This window comes from Actinomadura oligospora ATCC 43269 (assembly GCF_000518265.1).
GTDB lineage: Bacteria > Actinomycetota > Actinomycetes > Streptosporangiales > Streptosporangiaceae > Spirillospora > Spirillospora oligospora.
The window spans coordinates 552,547-571,940 of record NZ_JADG01000003.1; the positions used below are offsets into that span (position 1 = coordinate 552,547).

A 19,394-nucleotide genomic window follows, 5' to 3' on the forward strand; every position below is an offset into this window, starting at 1 on the left:
GCCGCGAACGGGGGAAGGCCGTGTCGTACCCGAAGATCCCGCAGCGGTTCGGCGACGGACCGCTGCCCGGCGGGAGCTGGGTCGCCGAGGAGAAAGTGCACGGCGCACAACTCGTCCTGCTCAGCGACGGCCGCACCACACGAGCGGCAAGCCGACGCGGCCCGCTGGACGAGGATCAGCTCGAGACGTTCTTCGGAGCGGTACGACTGTGGCCGGTACTGGCGACAGCCGCCGCAGCAGTAGCCCGAGCTGCCGGGCAGGACGTGACCCTGTACGGCGAACTGGCAGGCGGCGGCTATCCCCACCCGCGCACACCGCCCGTCCAAAACATCACTCCGGTGCAGACCGGCGTCTGGTACAGCCCTGACCTGGTCTGGCTGGCGTTCGACGGCGCCGTCAGCACACCGTCGGGACCGCACTGGATGAGCCGCGCCGAGCTGGCCGACCTCCTCGCCGCCGTGGGCCTGGAATGCGTCCCGCTGGTGGCGCAAGGCCCTCGGCAGAAGCTGAGGGAGCTGCCGGTCGACTTTCCGACGCTGGTGCCCGGCCGCTTCGGCCTTCCGGAGCTGCCGGGCAACCGCGCCGAAGGCTACGTCCTCAAGCCCGCCGGACCCTGGAACACGAGTGAGCGCGGACCGCGACCGGTGTTGAAGGTCAAGCATCCCGACTTCGCCGAGGACGCCCGCTACAACGGTGCCCGGCCGTTCGTGCCGCCACCGGGCGGTGTGACGGGCGTGCCTGCCTGGTTGCTGTCGGCCGCGGTGGAGCGGCTCACCCCGCCACGAGTGGACGCGGCCCGCAGCAAGCTCGGCCCGTCCGCCGACCCCGCCGCATTGGCCGCCGAAGTGGTGACCGACCTGCTGGCCGACCTCGCCGACGACCTGGGCGGCCTACCCGAGCCCGACCGCCAACGCCTGACCACGACCCTCACCCCGGCAGCCCGCAACCTGGCAACGCTCCACGGCTCCTGAGCCGCGGCTCATCCGGGGTGGAGATCAGGGCTGCCCCAGTAGCCGGTCGACCAGTCCGGCGATGTAGTCCGGGGTGAGGGGGCCCGCGCCGAACAGGACGCGGATGTACATCGGGGCCATGACGTGGTCGAGCACGCCCAGCGCGTCGGGTGGGCGCTCGCCGCGTTCCTCGGCGCGGTCGAGCATGGCCTGGATGAACCGGGTGCGTTCGGCGAGGAAGTCGTCACGCACCCGCAGACCCCGCTCGCCCCTGTTCGACAGGGCGACGGTCAGGCGCAGCACCGCCAGGCCGTCGGGTCCGGTGATCTCGCGCGCCACCTGGGCCGCGTAGGCGTGCAGGTCACCGGCCAGGCTTCCGGTGTCGGGCATCGGCGACTGCGCGTTCAGGCGCGTGAGCACCACGTCGGCGAGCAGGGCCTCCAGGGTGCCCCACCGGCGGTAGACGCTGGTGTCGGCCACGCCCGCGCGGGCCGCGACGTCGCCGACCGTGAACTCGCCGTAGCCGCGCTCGCCGACCAGGTCCGTGACGGCCTGGTGCACCGCCGCCCGGACACGGGCGCTGCGCCCGCCGGGCCGCCGGACCGGCTCTCGTTCCTCCATGCCCCACACCTTAGCGCAGCTCGCAGTTGCGTTTAGCGTGCGCACTGTGTAACTTCCTAAAGCAGTAGATGACTGCTTTAGGGAGGGCGATGAAGTCTGCACCGCAGATGGCCGTGCCGAACAGGGCGGCGTTGCTCACGGTGACCTGCCTGGGGCAGTTCATGGTGCTGCTCGACAACACGATCGTCGGCGCCGCGCTGCCCGACATGCAGGAGCGGCTGCACACCCAGTTGACCGGGCTGCAATGGATCGTCGACGCCTACGTGCTCCTGGTCGCCATGCTGTTGCTGTCCGGCGGCGTCTTCGCCGACCGCTTCGGCCGCAAGAGGTTGTTCCTGGCCGGTGTCGTGGTGTTCACCGCCGCGTCCGTCGTGTGCTCCGCCGCGCCCTCGATCGGCTGGCTGATCGCCGGACGCGTGCTGCAGGGCATCGGGGCCGCGGCGCTGAGTCCCGCCTCGCTGTCACTGCTCGTCGCCGCGTACCCGGTTCCGCAGGAGCGCGTCAGGGCGATCGGGCTGTGGGCCGGACTCAGCGGAATCGGCCTGGCCGCCGGACCGCTGGCCGGTGGCGTTCTGGTCGAGGCCTTCGGCTGGCCCGCCATCTTCCTCGTCAACGTGCCCGTCGGCGCGGCCCTGCTGGTTGCCGGCCTGCGCGCGCTGGACGAGTCCCGCAACCCGAGCGCCCCGGCGATCGACGTCCCGGGAACGGTCCTGTCCATCCTGGGCGTGGGGGCGCTCACCTACGGGCTGATCGAGGGCGGCGCCCGTGGCTGGACCTCGCCTGTGATCCTGGGCAGCTTCGCCGCCGCGGCCGTGGTCCTCGCCGCCTTCGTGGTGGTCGAAGGGCGGGTTCCGGCGCCGATGCTTCCCTTGCGACTCTTCCGTCAACGGCTGTTCACGGTCTCCAACACGGCCATGATCGTGGTCGGTTTCGCGCTCATGGGCTCGTCGTTCTTCTTCTCCCAGTTCTTCGTCTACGTCCAGGGCAGCTCGATCCTGCGAGCCGGGCTGCAGACCCTGCCCGCCACGCTCGCGATGGTCGTCGTCAGCCCGTTCGCGGGCCGGCTCGCCGCCCGGCACGGCTTCCGGATCATGGTCACCACCGGCCTGACGCTGGCCGGGCTGGGACTGCTGGCCCTGGGCTTCGTGCACGCCGACACCGGCTACGCGAACGTGTGGTGGCGGCTGGCCGTCGTCGGCATCGGTTTCGCGCTGACCATGTCCCCGCTGACCGGCGCCGCCATCCAGGCGGTCAGCCCGCAGGAGGGCGGCCTGGCGTCGGGCGTCAGCAGCACCACCCGGCAGATCGGCGCGGTCCTCGGCGTGGCCGTGCTCGGAGCCGTCGTCCGCACCCGGGAGTCCAGTGGCGCCTCCTTCGAGGACGGGCTCAACAGCGCCTTCGTGGTGGCCGGTGTCGTCACCTTGGCCACCGCCGTGTTCACGGGAGTGTGGCTGGTCAGGAGCGCCGAGTCGTCACGACAGGCGAGCCCGGCCCCGCGCGTTCCCGAGAACACCACGGCTCACTGACGGGAGTGATCGCGCGACGCGTGCGGAAGTGGCGGTCAGGAGGCGGGCGCAGGTGGTAGCACTGTGTGACCGTCCCTGTGCTGGTCGCCGCGCCTCTGTTCGGGAGCCGGATGCTTCGTCTCTCTTGCCTGCTCAGGCGGGTGGTGCGGCGGTCGTGGGGGAGCGGGGGCCGGGCCCGGCCGGTTTGGGGGCGTCCGGGGAGTTGGGTAGCGTGCGGTGATCGAGTCGTGATGGTGCGGGTTTGCGGGGTCTCATGGGGTGTTGTGGTAGCGTGCCGCCAATCTTCAGCCAGGGCGGGAGGACGGCGTGAGGGGACGTGAGACCGCCTCCCGGCGTGGACGGATTCTCGGGGTCGGGATGGCGCTGGCGGTCGTCGCGCTGGCGATACCGACCTCGGGGGCGTCGGCCGCTCCCGAGAGCCCGAAGGACGACAAGGCCGAGTTCGCCAAGCTGAAGAAGCGCGCCGACTCCCTCTCCAAGGAGTACCGGGGCGAGCTGGTCTCCCTGGACGCGGCGAAGAAGGCCGCCCTGAAGGCGGGGACGAACGCCGACCGGCTCTCGCGCGACTACGAGGTCGCGCGCGGCGCGGTGGGACGGCTCGCCGCCTCGTCCTACATGTCCGGCCAGCTCGACACCGTGCCGATGGTGACGGCCGTGGACACCGACCAGGCCGTCCACGACGCGGCGGTCGTCGAGCACCTGGCGCGCAACAACGGCCGCAAGCTCGAGAACCTGCGGACGCTGACCGACCAGGCCAACCAGGCGCGCGAGGACGCGAAGGCCAAGCTCGCCGAGGTGCGCAAGGAGATCGACGACCTGGAGGGGCAGCGCGCCCGGATGCGCAAGCTGCTCGCCAAGTACAAGCCGGAGAAGCCCGTCCAGTCCGGGAGGCCGGACGGCACGAGCGGCGGCAGCAAGTCGCCCATCATGGGCAACACCATGACGCCCCGGATGCGGGCGGTCATGCAGGAGATCGACTCGAAGTTCGGGCCGTTCCCCGCGATCGGCTGCGCCCGCCCCGGCGACCCCCAGGACCACGGGTCCGGCACCGCCTGCGACTTCATGGAGAGCACCGCCGGGCAGATGCCCAGCGCGTCCGCGCAGGCGCACGGCGACCAGGTCGCCCAGTACGTCATCACCAACGCCTCGCGCCTCGGCATCAAGTACGTCATCTGGAAGCAGCGCATCTACGACATGCGCAGCGGCAGCGGCTGGAAGCAGATGGAGAACCGGGGCGGCATCACCCAGAACCACTTCGACCACGTCCACGTGTCGGTCCTCTAGGTCGCCGGTGACCGACCTGCTTCGCCTCGATCTGGACGATCCGGCGGTGCTGGCGCGGGTGTGGGGGATCCAGCGGGCCGCCTACGCGGTGGAGGCCGAGCTGATCGGGTTCGACGGCATCCCGGCGCTCCACGAATCCCCGGACGACCTGCGCACATGCGGGGAGGAGTTCCTCGGCGCCGAGGACGGCGGTGAGCTGCTCGCGGCGATCTCCTGGACCGTCCTGGAAGACGGCACGGTCGACATCTGCAGGCTTGTCGTGCACCCGTCCGCGCACCGTCGCGGGCTCGCCTCCGCCCTGCTCGACGCGCTGGACGCCGAGGTGCCCACGCCTCGGACGGTGGTCTCCACGGCAACGGACAACCATCCGGCCCTCGCGCTCTACCGCCTCCGGGGCTTCAAGGAGACCGGGCGACGCACGGTAGGCGACGTCCTGAGCCTCACTTTGCTGGAACGCGGCCCTTCCTCCGTTTCCGCCACCGCGCAGTCGCCACAAGCCGCGACCTCGTAAAGCACAGCCTGCGACACGCAGGCGCTTCCTCCTGACGCTTGGGTGCTCCGAGCGCGCCCAAGGGTGTGCCGCCTCACGTCGCCCACTTCTATACGGCTGCGTATAGGCGCGCTAGGTTCGATTTATACGCATCCGTATAGATCGGAGTTCCGCCCATGAGACTGCCTCGATCCGCCCACACCGACCGCCCCTGGCGGATCCACGAGATCGCCGACGACTTCACGGTGGAGGATGTCTGGGCGGTGCCGACCCCGGGCGGACCGGGCGACCTCAAGTGGCTGGTCCGCCAGACCGCCGAGGGCATCAGCGGCGGTGTGAAGGGGGAGGACGCCTGCTCCCGGGTCCTGTTCGCCGTCCGCTGGAAGCTCGGAGCCCTCCTCGGCTGGGACCGGCCGGAGACCGGCATCGGCGGGCGCGTCCCCTCCCTGCGCGACCGGTTGCCAGAGGATCTCCGCGCAGGAGACCAGGGCCCCGACCTCGGCGCGTCCCCGTTCCGCTCCCTCTACCAAACGGAAGACGAGTGGGCGGCCGAACTCGGCAACAAGACCGTCCACGCGGTCATGCACATCGGCTGGGTCCCGGACGGAACCGGCGGCTACCGCGGCCAGATGGCCGTCCTGGTGAAGCCCAACGGACTCTTCGGCACCCTGTACATGGCAGGCATCAAACCCTTCCGCTACCTCGGCGTCTACTCCGCGCTGATGCGCAGCATCGGCCGCACCTGGCAGGAGACGGAGAGCGAACGAACCCGCGCCCAAGCACCCTCTCCGAGCCAACAGTGATCGAAGGTGTGCCCTGGCCGTACTCGAACGCGCCCAGCAGACCAGGGACGCCGAGGGCTTCCTGGCGCTGCGCCACCCCGACGCGCTGTGGACGAGCGCCCACCGCAAGGTCCTGATCGGCCTGGACGCCATCGCCGAGTTCACCCGCGCGGTGCTCCCCAACGCCGACTGGACGGAGCGGTCACCTACGAGGTCGTCCACACGCGAACCAGAACACCCAGTCCTCACCGATCGACCACCTCCGCGCCGCCCCGAACGCCGGGCCCACACCACGGCCCGCCCCTCACCTTCCCTCGGCGGGCCCCGGTGACAACGGCTCGACCCAGCGTGGCCCGGTCTGCCGTCCGGGCCACGCTGGACGAGAGCGGGTTCGGGCGGGGCGGCTGGTCAGAGGAGTCGGATCGACCAGACGCCCTCCGCGCGGACCTGAACGTAGGTCGGGCCCTTGAGTTCGGCTTCGATGGCGGTGTCGCCCCTGCCTGACAGCAGTTGCTCGCCCTGCTCAAAGGCGGGTGTGAGGGTGGTCAGGGAGAACGCGCCGGGTGTCGTGTGACGCATCCTGATCTGCGCCGGGCCGCCGTCGTAGCGGAACACGAACCCGCCTTCCGCTCCTAGACGGTCGAGAAGGACAGGGGCCGTATCGACGGGCTGGAGCCACGCCCACCAGCCGCCGCTCGCCGTCTTGAGCGCGAGGTGGACCTCGGGTTCCTCACTTGCGGGCAGCGGAACCACAACCCGCCGCAGCCGCTTGGAGCGCAGCAACGTCCTGCGCCGGTCCGGTGGGCCGATCTCAACGTGGTTGTAGCGGTCCTCATACCGGATGCGGACCACCAAGAGAAGTGGCTGGTCGGGGGAGGGGCGCTGCAGGGTCGTCTCCGCGTTGCCGAATTCTCCTTGTGCCCGTTGCCGCTTGTCGGTGCCCTGCGGCCACATCTTGAACGGGGGCGGCGGTTTGGGCTGCCCGACGGGCTTCGGTGACTGCGTCGGAGGGTGCCTCGGCTGATTCCTGGTGGGCTTCGGCGGGCGGACGGGTCGAGCGGCGGACTGCGGCGTCGGGGCCGTGGCGATCGGTGGCTGGCCCTCAGCGAGGCGGATCGCGTCGGCGGCGCAGACGTCGATCTGCCGGGCCGCACCTCCGGGGGGAGTCCAGCGGACCTGATCGGTGGAGACGCCGTGGCGAGGGTCGAAGAAGCACAGCGGGCGGCGTTGCGGTGGAGCCTCGCCCGCGAGGCGCGCGTCCACGCAGGCGAGGGCGTGCCCGCCCTCGTCCAACGCGCGCAGCACGTCGACGGCGTCGCGCCGGTCGCGGTCGCCGACGAAGGCGCGCTTGGCCTCTTCATAGGCGTTCAGGGCACGTTCGTAGTCGGCGAGCAGATCCGGGTCTCCGCCATGGACGGACGGGACGAACGAATGCCGCGTCAGCGCCTCGCCGAACGCGGTGATCTCGGCGTCGATCTCGGCGAGTTCGTCGTCGCGCCGCCGCCGGAACAGCCTTCCCATGAATCCCACGGATGCCGTTATATCCGAAAAACCCCAGCCCTCTGATCAGCGCACAGCCCACCTCCGCCCTGTTCGCCAGGTGAGGGGACGGCATCACGTCCGCTGTCCGACCCTGCTCCTAGGCTCTGCGTCGCACACGACCAGAGCGGATCACGGAGGCAGGGCACATGGTGGACGGCTCGCCAGAGCGGGACAGCGGCAACCGGCCGGAGGCGCACCGCGCGGCGTTCGAGGCGTTCGCCGAACAGATGCGGAAGGGCGACCACCGGACGGCCCTGGCCGCCGCGCGCGCCGTCCACGACCAGGTGCTCGCCGCAGGCGACCCGGACCTGCGCGGCGTGGCGCTGAACTGCGTTGGCCTCGCCCAGTTCGAGCTCGGCGAGTTCGCCGACGCCGCAGAGTCCCACCAACAGGCCAAGGGTCTCGGCCAGCGCTCTGACGTGCGCGCCTTCGCCTCCATGCGAGCCAACCTCGCCAAAATCGCGGCCGGTGAGTCCGTCGCCTACCCGGAGGTCTGGGAGGCCGACTCCGCGCCCGGTCAACTGGCCGCGCTCGCCCGGAGCGAGCACCCGTACCTGGCCGCGGCGGCCGGTGTCGAGCTCGGACGGCTGCTGCGCGGCGAGCGGCACTTCCTGGCGGCGATCCGCGCCTACCAGGCCGTGGTCGACTCGGGTCACCCCTGGTTCCGGACGCGGGCCGCCGTGCCGCTCGCCGAGCTGCTGCGCGAAGCCGGGGACCACACCGCCGCCGCACGCGTTCTCGAACACGCCGACCCGGAGTCCGACGCCCCCGACATGGTCGACCTGGCGCTGGCCGCGCTGGACGACCCGGACGCACCGTCCTTCTGGCTGGCCCCCGTCCGTCCCGGCCTCGCCCACTACCGCGCCGGCGACCTGGACGCCGCCCGCGCCGAGCTGCGTTCCGTCGCCGCCGGCGACTGGCAGCATGCCGCACATCAGGCGGCCACCGTCCTCGCGGGCATCGAACTGCGGCACGGCGACCCCGCCACCGCCCACCGGATCCTGAACGACCTCGCCGAGTCCGCCGACTTCACCTACGGCCCGCGCGCGGCCGTTGCCCTGGTCGTCCTGAACGCCGCCGAGGACACCGAGGCCGCTGCCACAGCCGTCGCCCCGGCCAGCGCGCTCGCCCGCTACCTGACCCGCGACCAAGGGGCGGCAGCCGAACTGGAAGCGCTCGCCCACAGCGAGCACCCCTTGGCCGGGGCGTTCGCGGCCCTGCTCGCAGACCTGCTGGACGACGGCCGTCCGGGAGCATCCGACCGGCGGGCCACGGCCGCGCGGTCCGGGGACAGGCTGGCGTCCGGCTACACCGCCTACCTGAACGCCATCGACCTGACGACATGGGACGACACCGAGCGCGTCAGCGAAGCGCTCACCCAAGCCTACGAATCCGCGTCCGCCGTCCTGCCCTGGGCCGCCCTCCGGCTCGGCGAAGTGGGACTGACCGACTTCATCGGAATCGGCGACAGCCAGTTCTGCTTCCACGCCGTGCTCGAGACCGGCCACCGCGCGCTCATGCCCCGCGCCGCGGCCGGGTTGTTCGACTCGTCCCCGGCGGACAGCTGGGTGGCGGAGGAGCGATACAAGCTCGCCGGGGAACTCCTGGCCACCGACCTGCCGCCCGAAGCGGTTCCGCCCCTCGCCTGGCTGACGGCCGAGAACCTGATCAGCTACGAGGACGACCTGGACGCCGGACAGCAGGCGCTGGAGCGGATTCCCGAGTCCGATCCCCGGTTCGGCGCCCCGGCGCAGGCCGCGCGCCTGCTCCTGGACGACGACGCCGAAGGCATGCGTTCGGTGTTCGAGCGCCTCACCCGGTGGGACGAGCAGTCGCTCGAGCTGGCCTCCGAGTGCTGCATGTCCGTGCTCTGGAAGCTGCCCGACGAGTCGTCCGTCACCCGGCAGGCCCTCCACGTGCTGGCCGACCTCGGCGACAAGACCGCACCGCTCTCCTCGAAAGTCCTGGAACGTCTGGCCAGGGTCTGCCGGATCCAGAACGCCCTGGACGGCGAACTGGCCGCGAAGGAGGCGTCGTACCTGCGCCGCCAGGACGGCCATCCCGGCGGAGGAGTGCTGGAGGTCGCCCGCCGCCACCACCTCGCCGGTGACCTCGACCAGGCGATCGAGCTGTACCGGCGGGTCAACACCCCGGAGTTCCCGCAGGCGCGCCGCAAGGCGGCCGTCGCCCTCGGCGTCCTGTTCCGGCACCAGGGACGCCACGAGGAGGCCGACGGGTTGCCGCCGCTCGACGTCCCCCCGCAGTACTGCTTCACGCTGGGCACCGACCTGGAAAGCGCGGGACGGACCGGCGAGGCCGTCCTCGCCTGGAAGCTGATCGCGCGTACCAGCGACGTCACCTGGGCGGTCCGTGCCAACTTCCACCTGGGCCAGGCGCACGCGAAACTCGGGGAGACCGACGATGCGATCGCCGCCTACAAGCGGGCCGGCTCGACCGAGGACTCCTTCTTCCGCGGCATGGCCTGGCACGAACTCGGCTGCCTGTACCAGGACCAGGGAGATCTCGAGCTGGCCAAGGAGTTCCAGCAGCGCGGCGCCGACGTCGGGGCGAGGCTGGGAAAGGACGACGGCGAGACGGTCATCGGCGCATGCAAACTGCGGTTGGCCCAGCTCGCGACACTGGCCGGCGACACCGAGGAGGCCCGCCGTCTCGCCCTGGACATGGTCGAGACCGGCGATCGGGGCACGGGCGCGATGGGCGCGATGCTGCTGGGCGGCGTGGCCAAGGAGCGCCGGGACGTCCCCGAGGCACGGCGCTGGTACCAGTGGGTGATCGACTCCGGTGACCGGTTCCAGCGGGAACTCGCACTGGCCCACCTCGGCGAGCTGTACCACCGGGTCGGCGACCGGGACCAGGCGCGCGAGTTCTACCAGCTCACCCTCGACTCCACCCGGAGCACCCCTGAACTGGTCGCCGAGGCCGCCTACCGGATGGGGGAGATGGCCGAACAGAACGGCGACGCCGACCAGGCCGCGCGCTACCTGGAGCAGGCGCGGGACACCGGGGACACCACCTTCGGCCCCCAAGCCGAGCTGCTCCTGAGCCGTCTGACGGGAGGCCGATAACCTGCGCAGACCGTCAAGAAGTGCCTAATTCGCGTCCATTTCGAAGGGTGGACGCTGGGCCGCGGACGGCCCGGATGCGATTCTCAGGCCATGGGCTACGACATCACCGAACCCTACGGACCGCTCATCGAGACCACGGCACGCGTCGCGGTCTGGAACGTGTGGGCGCGGTTCGGCCCCTGGCGCGAGCGTGAGCAGGCGATCCTCGCGGTGCTCGCCGGGGCCGACGCCGACGTCGTCGTGCTCATCGAAGCATGGGAGGACGCCGGGGAGTCACAAGCCGACCGCCTGGGCGCACGGCTGAACCTGCCGCACCGGGTCTTCCGCGGCGTCCCCGACGAGATGGCCGCCGCCGACGCGCTCTCAGGCGTCGCCGTCCTCTCGCGATGGCCGCTCACCCGGCTCGGAGAGCAGCGCCTCGGCGACCAGGACGGCTGGGACGGCGGATTCGCCGTGTTCGCCCACGCGGAGGGCCCGCGCGGCCCGCTCCAGGTGTTCGGCGTGACGCTCGGCTGGAAACCCGGACACAGCACCCAGCGCCAGCAGCAGGTCCGGGACCTCGGCGCGTTCGTCCGGAAGGAGGCCGACACACAGGCCCCCGTGGTCGTCGCCGGAGACCTGAACGCCGTCCCGGACAGCGACGAGATCAGGATGCTGACCGGCCGCACCGCAGTGGCGGCGCCCGGCCTGGTCTTCTACGACGCGTGGGAGACGGCCGGGGACGGGACGTCCGGCCACACCTGGTCCAACGCCAACCCCTGGGCCCGCCCGGTGCTGTGGCCCGACCGCAGAATCGACTACGTCCTGACCGCCTGGCCACGCGGCGGGGGAGCGGGCCACCCCGTCCGCTGCGACCTGCTCGGAACCTCCCCGGTGGACGGCGTCATGGCGTCCGACCACTACGGCGTCGTCGCCGACCTCCGCTACTGACCCCATCCTCAGACGGAGTGAGTAAAATCAACATCGCCGCCTTGATACATTAAGAAAATCAAGTGACAGCTGAACGACGAGCCAGACAGGGGCCGCGGGTGGACTGGCAGGAACTGACGGACCTCACACAGGGACGGCCGTTCACGGTCGAGCGGGTTCGCCTCGCCGACAGCGACGTCGTGATCGAAGGACGGTTCGAACCGCCGCAACTGGCCAGGCTCAGCGCCGACGACCAGGTGTTCGTCGCCGCGTTCGTCCGCTCCCACGGCTCCATCAAGGAGATGGAACGCGTCTTCGGCGTGAGCTACCCGACCGTGAAGTCCCGGCTGAACCGGATCTCCGAGCAACTCGACTTCGTCGACACCGACCCCGAACCCACCGGCGCCGACGTCATCGACCGCCTGCGCCGCGGCGAGATCAGCGCCGAGGAGGCGCTGACCGAACTGGAGAAGACCCGATGATCCCCCAACTGGTGACGGTCGGCTACCGCCGATCCAACGGCCGCCGACGGAGGCTGTTCCTCCCCGTCCTCCCGCTGGTCCTGCTGGTCTCGCCGCTACTGCTGTTCGCCGTCCTGGCCGGACTGGTCGCGTGCCTCATCTTCCGAGTGAGCCCGACGGCCGCGCTGCTCGGCATCGGCCGCGTGCTGTGGGCACTGCCCGGCGCCAGCTTCGAACTCGAGGAGGGCACGACGGCCTTCCTGGTCAGCGTCCGATGAGCCGAGGAGAAGCACGACGATGAACGACCAGGGCCGCCAGATCCTGCAGATGCTGTCCGAAGGCAAGATCACCGCGTCCGAGGCCGAACGCCTCCTCGACGCCCTGGGACGGCAGCACCCCGACCCGACGCCAAGCGCCCCACCTCGCACGAAGACTCGCCCCAAATACCTGCGCGTAGTGGTGAACTCCACCGACGACCCCGGCGGGCCAACCTCCGTCAACATCCGAGTCCCCCTACAACTCCTCCGCGCCGGCGTCCGGCTGGCATCCCTCATCCCCCCACAGGCCCTCACCAAGGTCAACGCCGGCCTCGAACAGTCAGGCGTTCCGATCGACCTGACCCAACTCAAGCCCCAAGACCTCGAAGCCCTCATCGACCACCTGGACGACGTCACCGTCGACATCAACGACCCCACCAGCAAAGTCCAGATCACCTGCGAATAACCCACCCCTCCCCCCAAAGCGACCTGGCTGACAGGGTTGCGAACCCTCGTAGGGGACTGTCGGCTGTTCTGTCCTGCTGCTCGCCGGGGCCTGGGCGGGGTTCGCTTTTTTGGGTGAGTTAGCGTGCGTGGGGTGGGCGGGGGCGGTGGCCGCTGAGCCAGAAGCCGCCCTGGTCCCAGTAGCCGGGGCCGGGGCCGAGGGGTGTGGAGCCGCTGCTCAGCATTGCGTGGAGTGCTTCCCGTTCTTCGCGGTAGGGCTCGTGCGTCTGCCACCACTGGCGGGTCTGGGCGTCGTGGTCGGTCTCGTAGGAGTGCGCGCCCCAGTGGTTCTGGAACCACATGCAGAACACTTCGTCCGTCTCGCCCTCGGCGGGGGGAATCTCGGCCGGGCAGCTGGGGCGCAGCTCCAGCACCGGGTCGCGGGGGTGGGCACCGTCGTCCATGGAGTTGCTGGGCCGGTCGCCGTCCTCCCAGCGGAGCCACACCTGGCCGTCGGGGTAGTGGTCGGCGACGTCGATGGCATGCGGGCCCGGATGTCCTGCTGGCAACTCGCACAGCTGGTCAGGATGACGGAGGTCGTAGATGTGTGCGTCGGGGAAGCGTTCCTTGATCTTGTCTCGCTCGCGGAGGCGCAGCTTGGTGACGGCGGAACACGCCCGGACCAGCTCAGGTCCCTCTTCGGACTCGACTGTGGGTGCGTCGGGGTCGCTCATGTCGGCACCGTAGAGCTTTTCCGCGACGCATCGGAGTGATTTGGTGACACCTGGTCTACCCCGGCCGCGAGCCCGCGTCCCCGTGGTCGTGATCCACCACGCACAGGCTCCGGGCTTGGCGACCGTCGTGAATACAGCTTGGTCGCGAGATGGGACTTCATGAGTTCTCGGCGGTCGCTCGCCGGGCCTGGCGGTGCCAGCGGTTGAGGACGCGCACGACGGTCTTCGTCCCGCTTGGTTCGTGCTGCCGTCCGGGTGGTTAGTGGTTCGGTGGTGGGGCCTTGCCGGGGGGCATGGTCAGCAGGTTTTTCGGTAGGGGGCGTCGGGGATGTTGGTTTTCCATTCTGATTTCGTTAGGGCGCCGCTTGTTGCGCAGAGTTCGGCCTCTAGGCGTTTCGGGGCGACTGAGTGGGTGCGGAAGCCGCCGGTGGAGTCGACGCTGACCAGGGATTGGCCGTCTGGGGTGAACGCCATGGCCAGTACCGTGCGGCGGTGGCCGGTGAGCGGGATGCCCAGTGGGGTGCGGGTGCGCAGGTCCCACAGCTTGATCTCGCCGTCGGAGTCGGACTCGCCGTAGGCGACGGCCAGGACGCGGTCCCGGGCGTCGTGGGCCGGCAGGGAGGCGCGGCCGGTCGGGGTGAGGTCTCCGGTGCGGAGGACATACCCCGTGCGGGCGAGCGTGGACGGGTCGTAGAAGGAGACGCTGCCGCGGAGTTCGGACGGGCCGTCGAAGATCATCTTGCCGTCCGTGCTGAACCGGCCCGCCGTCAGGCCCGTGGAGCCGCGCCGCAGCACCTTTCCGGACGGGAACTCCACGAGCGTGTGGCCGGAGAGCACCGCGCCGCCGTCCGGGCGGAACGCCACCGCTCCCCATCCCCACGGCTCCCCGCGCATCTCCCGGATCTGGCGCATCGGGGAGAGATTCCAGAAGGACAGGGACCTGCCCGCGTCGTCGGGACGGTTCCGGACGAGTGTCCGTCCGTCCGGCGCGAAGTCCACGTTCTCGACGACCGGGTCCGAGTACTGGGTGACGGCGCCGGGGAGGGAACCGATGCGGGTTCGCTTCGACAGGTCCCAGATGTCGATTTTTCCGTCGCCCATGCCGGTCTTGACCGCCAGCATCCGGCCGTTCGGGCTGAGCTTGAGACCCGATCCCGTGCTGAACTGCTCCTTCGGCAGCTCGAACCGTTTGGCGAGCGGGCTGGTCGACCAGATCTCGACGGCCTCGTCGTCCCTGAGCACCGCCATCGTGGAGCCGTCGCGGCTGGAGGTCGCCTGGTTGTACTCGCTGGATCGGCTCTCGGGTTGCCGGGTGTAGCGCGTGATGTCGAGGGAGAACAGGACGCCGTCGCCGCTCGTGCACCGCAGTTCGGTGTCGCGCGCGGTGAACCGGAAGGTCCCGGGGGCGCACTCGTCCATCGTGGTCGGGTAGCGCATGACCACGCCGTCGTCGGGCGAGATGCGCCACAGGTTCAGCTGGGTCGCCATGAACTCGCCCGAGTGGCTGAAGGTCTGGTCCGCCCGCGTGACGTCCTCGGGGCCCTTCACCTCCTGGACGGTGTTGGTGTCGATCGACACCAGGCGCACGCCGTCCCTGCCCGGGAGTGCCGCGGTCCGGCCGTCCGGGCTGAAACGGACGGCCTGGAAGCTGGGCTCGTTGCCGATGTGGAAGTCGGGTGTGGGGAGCTTCCTGCGGGTTCGCAGGTCGGTCCAGGTGACCGTTTTGAGGGACTTGATCGACAGCACCGTCTCCTGCGGGGAGAACGACACGAAGCCGGTGATGCGCGGATCGTGGAACGCCTGTCGGCCGGTGCGCGTGTCCCAGACGGTGATCCCGTTGCGGTAGGCACCGGTCTCGGACGCCGCCAGGTAGGTGCCTGCCGGGCTGAGCTGGAGCTCGGCCGCGTTGACCAGGCCCTGGTCCTTGTAGCGGATCACGTTGCGGACGCTGAGGCCGGGGACGGACAGGATGGCGATCGTCCCGTCCAGGACGCGGACGGCGAGGGTCTTGCCGTCGTCGGACAGGTCGACGCCGCCGACTCCGGCGGCGGTCCGGAAGGAGCCGACCTTGCGTCCGCTGTCGGCGTCCCACACCCCGGCCTGGTTCCCGCCTGCCGCCGCCAGCAGCCGTCCTGAGCCGTCCAGGTCGGACCAGATCGCGTCGAAGTCGGGCAGCCGGACGGACCTGCGCTCCACCTGGTTCCGGAGCGCGAACAGCGCCGACCACGACTCGGGGGTGTCGGCGATCGACCCGGCCGCGACGGCGAGCCTGCGCGCCAGGTCCGGACGGGTGCGGCGCAGCGACTGCGCCAGCCCCGCGACCTGCGCGGACGCGGCGCGGTCGCGCTGTCCGACGACGGTCCGCCGCTGGTCGATCGCGACGGCGGCCGCGCCGATCGCGATGACCAGCAGGACCGACAGGCCGATGCTGACCAGCGCCCGCAGCCGTCCCCGGCGCAGCGACAGGGCGGCGGCGGCGTCCAGGAAGCCGCGCTCGACCAGGCTGAGGGTCAGGTGACGGCGGCCGGTCGCGGCCCACGACTGGGCGCGCTCCAGGGCCGTCCCCTGGTAGAGGTCGCTGCGTTTGCGGCCGTGGCCGTGCCAGAGCCGGGAGGCGTCCACGAGGTCCTGGTGGACGCCCAGTCCCGCGCGCTCGCCGTCGGCCCATTCGCGCAGCCTCGGCCACGCGCGGATGAGCGCGGCGCTGGACAGCGTGACGGTGTCGTCCGTCCAGACCAGGACGCCCGCGCCGGTGAAGTCGCGCAGCACGCGGTCGACGACCTGGTCGTCGACCTGGCCGTCGGCGAACTCGTCCCGGCGCGCCGAGCGCAGCGTGTCCTCGGCGCGCTCGCCGGGCGCGACCAGCCGCAGCAGCAGTTGCGGCACGGCCTCCTGTTCGCGGACGCCCAGGCCGGTGAACACGACCTCCGCGAGTTCGGCGCGGGACGGCTCGGGCGGTTCGGGCGGCCGGTCGTCGGGGACGGCGCGGCGCGTGGCCTCCTTCAGGTCGATCGCGCCGACCAGGCCGAGCAGCAGGTCCTCGGCGTCGGGACGGTCGGCCGGGTCCTTCGCCAGCGACGCCGTCACCAGCGCGCGCAGCGGTTCGTCCAGCATGGAGGTGTCGGGGTGGTGGGTCTCCACCCGGCGTGCGATCACGGGGGCGGTGTCGCCGGTGAAGGCGTGCCGTCCGGTCGCGGCGAACAGGACGACCGCGCCCCATCCCCACACGTCCACCTTGGCGTCGCCGTGCTCGCCCCGGTACCGCTCCGGGGGCATGTAGCGCAGGGTGCCCTTGAGCAGGCCGGTCGTGGTGGGCTGCTCCTCGATCCGGGCGATCCCGAAGTCGATGAGGCGCGGCCCGTCCGGGGCCAGCAGGATGTTCTCGGGCTTCAGGTCGCGGTGCACGACCCGCGCGCGGTGGACGCCCACCAGCGCGGTGGCGAGGCCGATCGCCAGACGGCGCAGCTCGTCCGGCCCGTACGGCCCGCCGCGCGTGACGGCCTGCCGGAGGTTCGGCCCGGCGACGTGCTCGCTGACGACGAACGGGATCGGGCCGTCGAGGTCGGCGTACAGGACCTTGGCGGTGCAGTAGGCGGCGACCTTCCGCCAGGCCCAGGTCTCCTTGCGGAGCGTCTCGCGGTCACGGTCGAGGACGCCGTGCAGGGCCTTGACGGCGACCCGTTCGCCGCCCGGCCCGTAGCCCTCGTAGACGACACCCTGGCCTCCCGCGCCGAGCCGTCCGTCCAGGTAGAAGGAGCCGAGCTGGCGGGGGTCGCCGGGGTGGAGCGGTTCGGCCATGGGTCTCCTCGCGCTGCCGGTGGAACCCGGTGATCATCTCAGAAAGACGCTCATGTCTGACTGTTTGTTCGGCACCGGCGCCGTGGAAGACCTCGTCCCGCCCGCACACCGCGCCTGCAGGGCGTGGTCCCGTACCCAGCGCGTCCTTGCTGACCAGCGCGCCCGCCGTGACCCGGCGACCGCCGCGCACTCGGCACAGGCCGTCTCCAACCGTGCCGCCATGGAAGCGCGCGAGACGGGGGAGACCCTCCCCGGACGCCCGCTCGGCTTGCCCGACCTGCCGGACAGGGACGTGTGGGCGGAGCATCCGCGTGTCGGGGCGAGACTTTCGGCGCGCGTCGGTTGCAGGTGCGTCGCGTAGTCGGACGGCATCGCGGGCCCACCTGCGACGGCCCAGTGACCTGCGCGGGCGACTGGGCCGTTCCGCGGGGCTACCAGTTCGCGGTGCAGTTGGTGCCGTTGTCGCCGGGGCCGCACGCGAACAGCTGCATTCTGGACTCGTTGGAGTAAGCGTGGAATGCGCAGAGGCAAGCCTGAGACTCTGAACGGTGTTGCGCCACGCGTTTTCACTGTGGTGAAAATGCGTGGCGGCTTGGAGGCTTTCCGGCCAGCAGGCACTTGAGGCGATCGTGCGGATCGACGGCGAAGGGTGGGGACGAGCTGGGCTGTGGCGCGCCCATGACGGCAAGAGCCCGCCGCCTGGGTGTCCGCTGGGGGCTCCAGGTGGAAACGGCCGATGGGGTTTTGGTGGGAGGCGGTTCGAGATGACAGTTGGTCCTGGTGGAGGGCAACAAGTGGTCGGCCAGTCAGAGACGATTCGACGGCTGGTGATGGGCCCGGAAGGTTTACAGGCTCTGCTGGGGTGGCTTGCGCTGCAGATCAACGGCTATGTGTTGCTGGCGGACGCGAGTGGAACACCTCTTCAAGTCTCTTCCCGGTGGCCGGCGGAGCTTTCAGCGCTGGCGGAGGAGGGGATCCGGCGCGTCTGTGCGGGGAAGGCCGGGTCGGCGGCCATGGACGCCACGGCACATACCGTGTGGGTCTCGGCGATCGGTGGCGAGGACCCTCAGATCACTTTGATCGTCGCCTGCGAAAAACCGTTCTCTCCCCGACGACGAAAGTTGGTCTCCGAAGCGTCGGGCTATTTATGGCTGCGGTGGCGGCTGGAGGAACTCGAGCGACACCGTGACCAGGTGGAACTGGCGAACATGCAGAGTCACGAAGCGGCCTTGCACCTTCTGCTGGTCGGCAATGTCGTTGCTGCCCGGCGCGTCACCGAAGCCCTTGGTTCACACCTGCCCGACGTCACGCGCGTCCACATCATCGAGTGTCCCCCGCGGCTCAGGGACGAATGCCTTCATGAGTGTGAGCGGGCCATACGCGGCCACGTGTGGCTGATCCGCTGCCCTGTGTACACCCGGCATCTCATCATCCTGGCTCCGGCAGGCCCCGACGACGCGGACGCGCCGTTGGAGCATGCGTTGCAGACCCTCGCGGCGAACCGGCGGCACTGTTACGTCGGGACCGGCCAAGCGGTGCCGCTGGGTGACATCGCGACAGGATACGAACAGGCGTTCCATGCGCTCGCGGTCGCCAGGAACACCGCCGCACGGTGCGCGGCGTTCAGCCCCCGCGATGAACTGGCGGCCCTGATCGGCCCGGCCGGCGTCCGGTGGGCGACCACGCGCGTCCAGCCGCTGCTCGATCACCGTCCCCGCCGCCCCCAGGATCCGGACGCCGCTGAGCTTCAGGCGACTCTCGCCTCGTGGCTGGCCTTCTCCACGCGGGCGGCCCGGCAGTTGAAGATCCACCGCAACACCCTGACCGCCCGGCTGCGACTCATCGCCGACCTCCTCGACTGCGACCTCAGCGACCTCGCCACCCAGGCCGAACTCCACCTCGCGCACCGCCTCCTCGGCCAGCCCTGGCGGGCCGGGGAATCCGACGAGCCCGACAACGTGATCCTTGACCGGCTTCTCGCCACGCCGCACGTCATCCAATGGGCCCAGAACCGCCTGTCCGAAATCGGCAATGATGATCCGCGCCTATCGCACACCCTGCGGATCTGGCTGAGCAGTAACGGACACCTGCCCAGCACCGCGGATTCACTGCGACTCTCGGTCCCGGCCACGCGTAAACGGATCCTCCGCATCGAGCGGATCCTTCAACGTTCCCTGCTCAACGCGCCGTCCGCGCTATACGAGATGCAGCTCGCCGTCCGGATCGTCGATCGCCACACCGATGAAGGATGACCGAAACCCGCCTTCTCGCCCTGCGTCTATTCCCTCCTCGGTCGCCAAAAGGGAACCGGCGGCGCTGATCACAGTGCAAACACAACCTGGCGAGGTGTTCCCCGAGGCGGCAGAGTTCCTCATGTCCCACCACAGAACAGCCCCAGCGCACAGGACTTCGGAAGACGACACCGGCTCCCCAGCCCCCAAGGCACTCGCCCGCCCACAATCATTTTCGGCGCCAACGGCCGTCCGTAGGTTCGCCCACCCAGAAGTACG

Annotated in this window: 15 protein-coding genes; 11 read left to right on the forward strand and 4 right to left on the reverse strand. The window is 70.5% G+C overall.

Annotation, left to right across the window (positions count from 1 at the left end):
* Positions 1-20 precede the first annotated feature (20 nt).
* Positions 21-971, forward strand: coding sequence for an RNA ligase family protein (locus P696_RS0102170; protein ID WP_026411040.1), 951 nt, complete (start codon positions 21-23; stop codon positions 969-971).
* A 24-nt stretch (positions 972-995) separates the two neighbouring features.
* Here P696_RS0102170 and P696_RS0102175 read toward each other — a convergent pair whose 3' ends face one another.
* Entirely contained in the window at positions 996-1,571 is a 576-nt protein-coding gene (locus tag P696_RS0102175) for a TetR/AcrR family transcriptional regulator (protein WP_026411041.1), read from the reverse strand.
* An 89-nt stretch (positions 1,572-1,660) separates the two neighbouring features.
* On the opposite strand from P696_RS0102175, the gene P696_RS0102180 reads away from it, so the two are divergent.
* The 4 genes from P696_RS0102180 (at position 1,661) to P696_RS0102195 (ending at position 5,674) form a co-directional block, all read left to right on the forward strand.
* Positions 1,661-3,097 carry an MFS transporter gene (locus P696_RS0102180; RefSeq protein ID WP_051466609.1) on the forward strand — a complete coding sequence of 479 codons (1,437 nt, stop codon included), beginning with the start codon at positions 1,661-1,663 and terminating at the stop codon, positions 3,095-3,097.
* Between the two features lie 306 nt (positions 3,098-3,403).
* Positions 3,404-4,381, forward strand: a complete 978-nt coding sequence (locus P696_RS0102185) for a coiled-coil domain-containing protein (RefSeq protein ID WP_026411043.1) — start codon at positions 3,404-3,406, stop codon at positions 4,379-4,381.
* A gap of 7 nt (positions 4,382-4,388) precedes the next feature.
* On the forward strand, positions 4,389-4,892 hold the full coding sequence (locus tag P696_RS42685) for a GNAT family N-acetyltransferase (RefSeq protein WP_051466611.1): 504 nt from the start codon (positions 4,389-4,391) through the stop codon (positions 4,890-4,892).
* A gap of 155 nt (positions 4,893-5,047) precedes the next feature.
* On the forward strand, positions 5,048-5,674 hold the full coding sequence (locus P696_RS0102195) for a DUF2867 domain-containing protein (RefSeq protein ID WP_026411044.1): 627 nt from the start codon (positions 5,048-5,050) through the stop codon (positions 5,672-5,674).
* Positions 5,675-6,061: 387 nt separating this feature from the next.
* Here P696_RS0102195 and P696_RS51925 read toward each other — a convergent pair whose 3' ends face one another.
* The gene (locus P696_RS51925; RefSeq protein WP_157429471.1) at positions 6,062-7,183 is read right to left on the reverse strand and encodes a hypothetical protein; all 1,122 of its coding nucleotides are present in this window, start codon (positions 7,181-7,183) and stop codon (positions 6,062-6,064) included.
* A 158-nt stretch (positions 7,184-7,341) separates the two neighbouring features.
* Between P696_RS51925 and P696_RS0102205 the strand changes: the two genes are divergently transcribed.
* The 5 genes from P696_RS0102205 to P696_RS0102225 all read left to right on the forward strand — a co-directional run bounded on the left by P696_RS0102205 (position 7,342) and on the right by P696_RS0102225 (position 12,374).
* Positions 7,342-10,281, forward strand: coding sequence for a tetratricopeptide repeat protein (locus P696_RS0102205; RefSeq protein ID WP_026411046.1), 2,940 nt, complete (start codon positions 7,342-7,344; stop codon positions 10,279-10,281).
* A 90-nt stretch (positions 10,282-10,371) separates the two neighbouring features.
* On the forward strand, positions 10,372-11,211 hold the full coding sequence (locus P696_RS0102210; RefSeq protein WP_026411047.1) for an endonuclease/exonuclease/phosphatase family protein: 840 nt from the start codon (positions 10,372-10,374) through the stop codon (positions 11,209-11,211).
* Between the two features lie 98 nt (positions 11,212-11,309).
* Entirely contained in the window at positions 11,310-11,672 is a 363-nt protein-coding gene (locus P696_RS0102215) for a DUF2089 domain-containing protein (RefSeq protein WP_026411048.1), read from the forward strand.
* Entirely contained in the window at positions 11,669-11,929 is a 261-nt protein-coding gene (locus P696_RS0102220; RefSeq protein ID WP_026411049.1) for a hypothetical protein, read from the forward strand. The genes P696_RS0102215 and P696_RS0102220 overlap by 4 nt, the downstream gene beginning before the upstream one ends.
* Positions 11,930-11,948: 19 nt before the next feature.
* Entirely contained in the window at positions 11,949-12,374 is a 426-nt protein-coding gene (locus P696_RS0102225) for an SHOCT-like domain-containing protein (RefSeq protein WP_026411050.1), read from the forward strand.
* A 118-nt stretch (positions 12,375-12,492) separates the two neighbouring features.
* Here the strand turns inward: P696_RS0102225 and P696_RS0102230 are convergent, their stop codons facing one another.
* Both P696_RS0102230 and P696_RS51930 read right to left on the reverse strand, forming a co-directional pair.
* A complete protein-coding gene (locus P696_RS0102230) occupies positions 12,493-13,086 on the reverse strand; it encodes a hypothetical protein (protein ID WP_026411051.1) in 594 nt (197 codons plus the stop codon).
* A gap of 297 nt (positions 13,087-13,383) precedes the next feature.
* The gene (locus tag P696_RS51930; RefSeq protein WP_051466613.1) at positions 13,384-16,884 is read right to left on the reverse strand and encodes a WD40 repeat domain-containing serine/threonine-protein kinase; all 3,501 of its coding nucleotides are present in this window, start codon (positions 16,882-16,884) and stop codon (positions 13,384-13,386) included.
* Positions 16,885-17,678: 794 nt separating this feature from the next.
* Here P696_RS51930 and P696_RS0102250 point away from each other — a divergent pair.
* A complete protein-coding gene (locus P696_RS0102250) occupies positions 17,679-19,136 on the forward strand; it encodes a helix-turn-helix domain-containing protein (RefSeq protein ID WP_026411053.1) in 1,458 nt (485 codons plus the stop codon).
* Positions 19,137-19,394 lie beyond the last annotated feature (258 nt).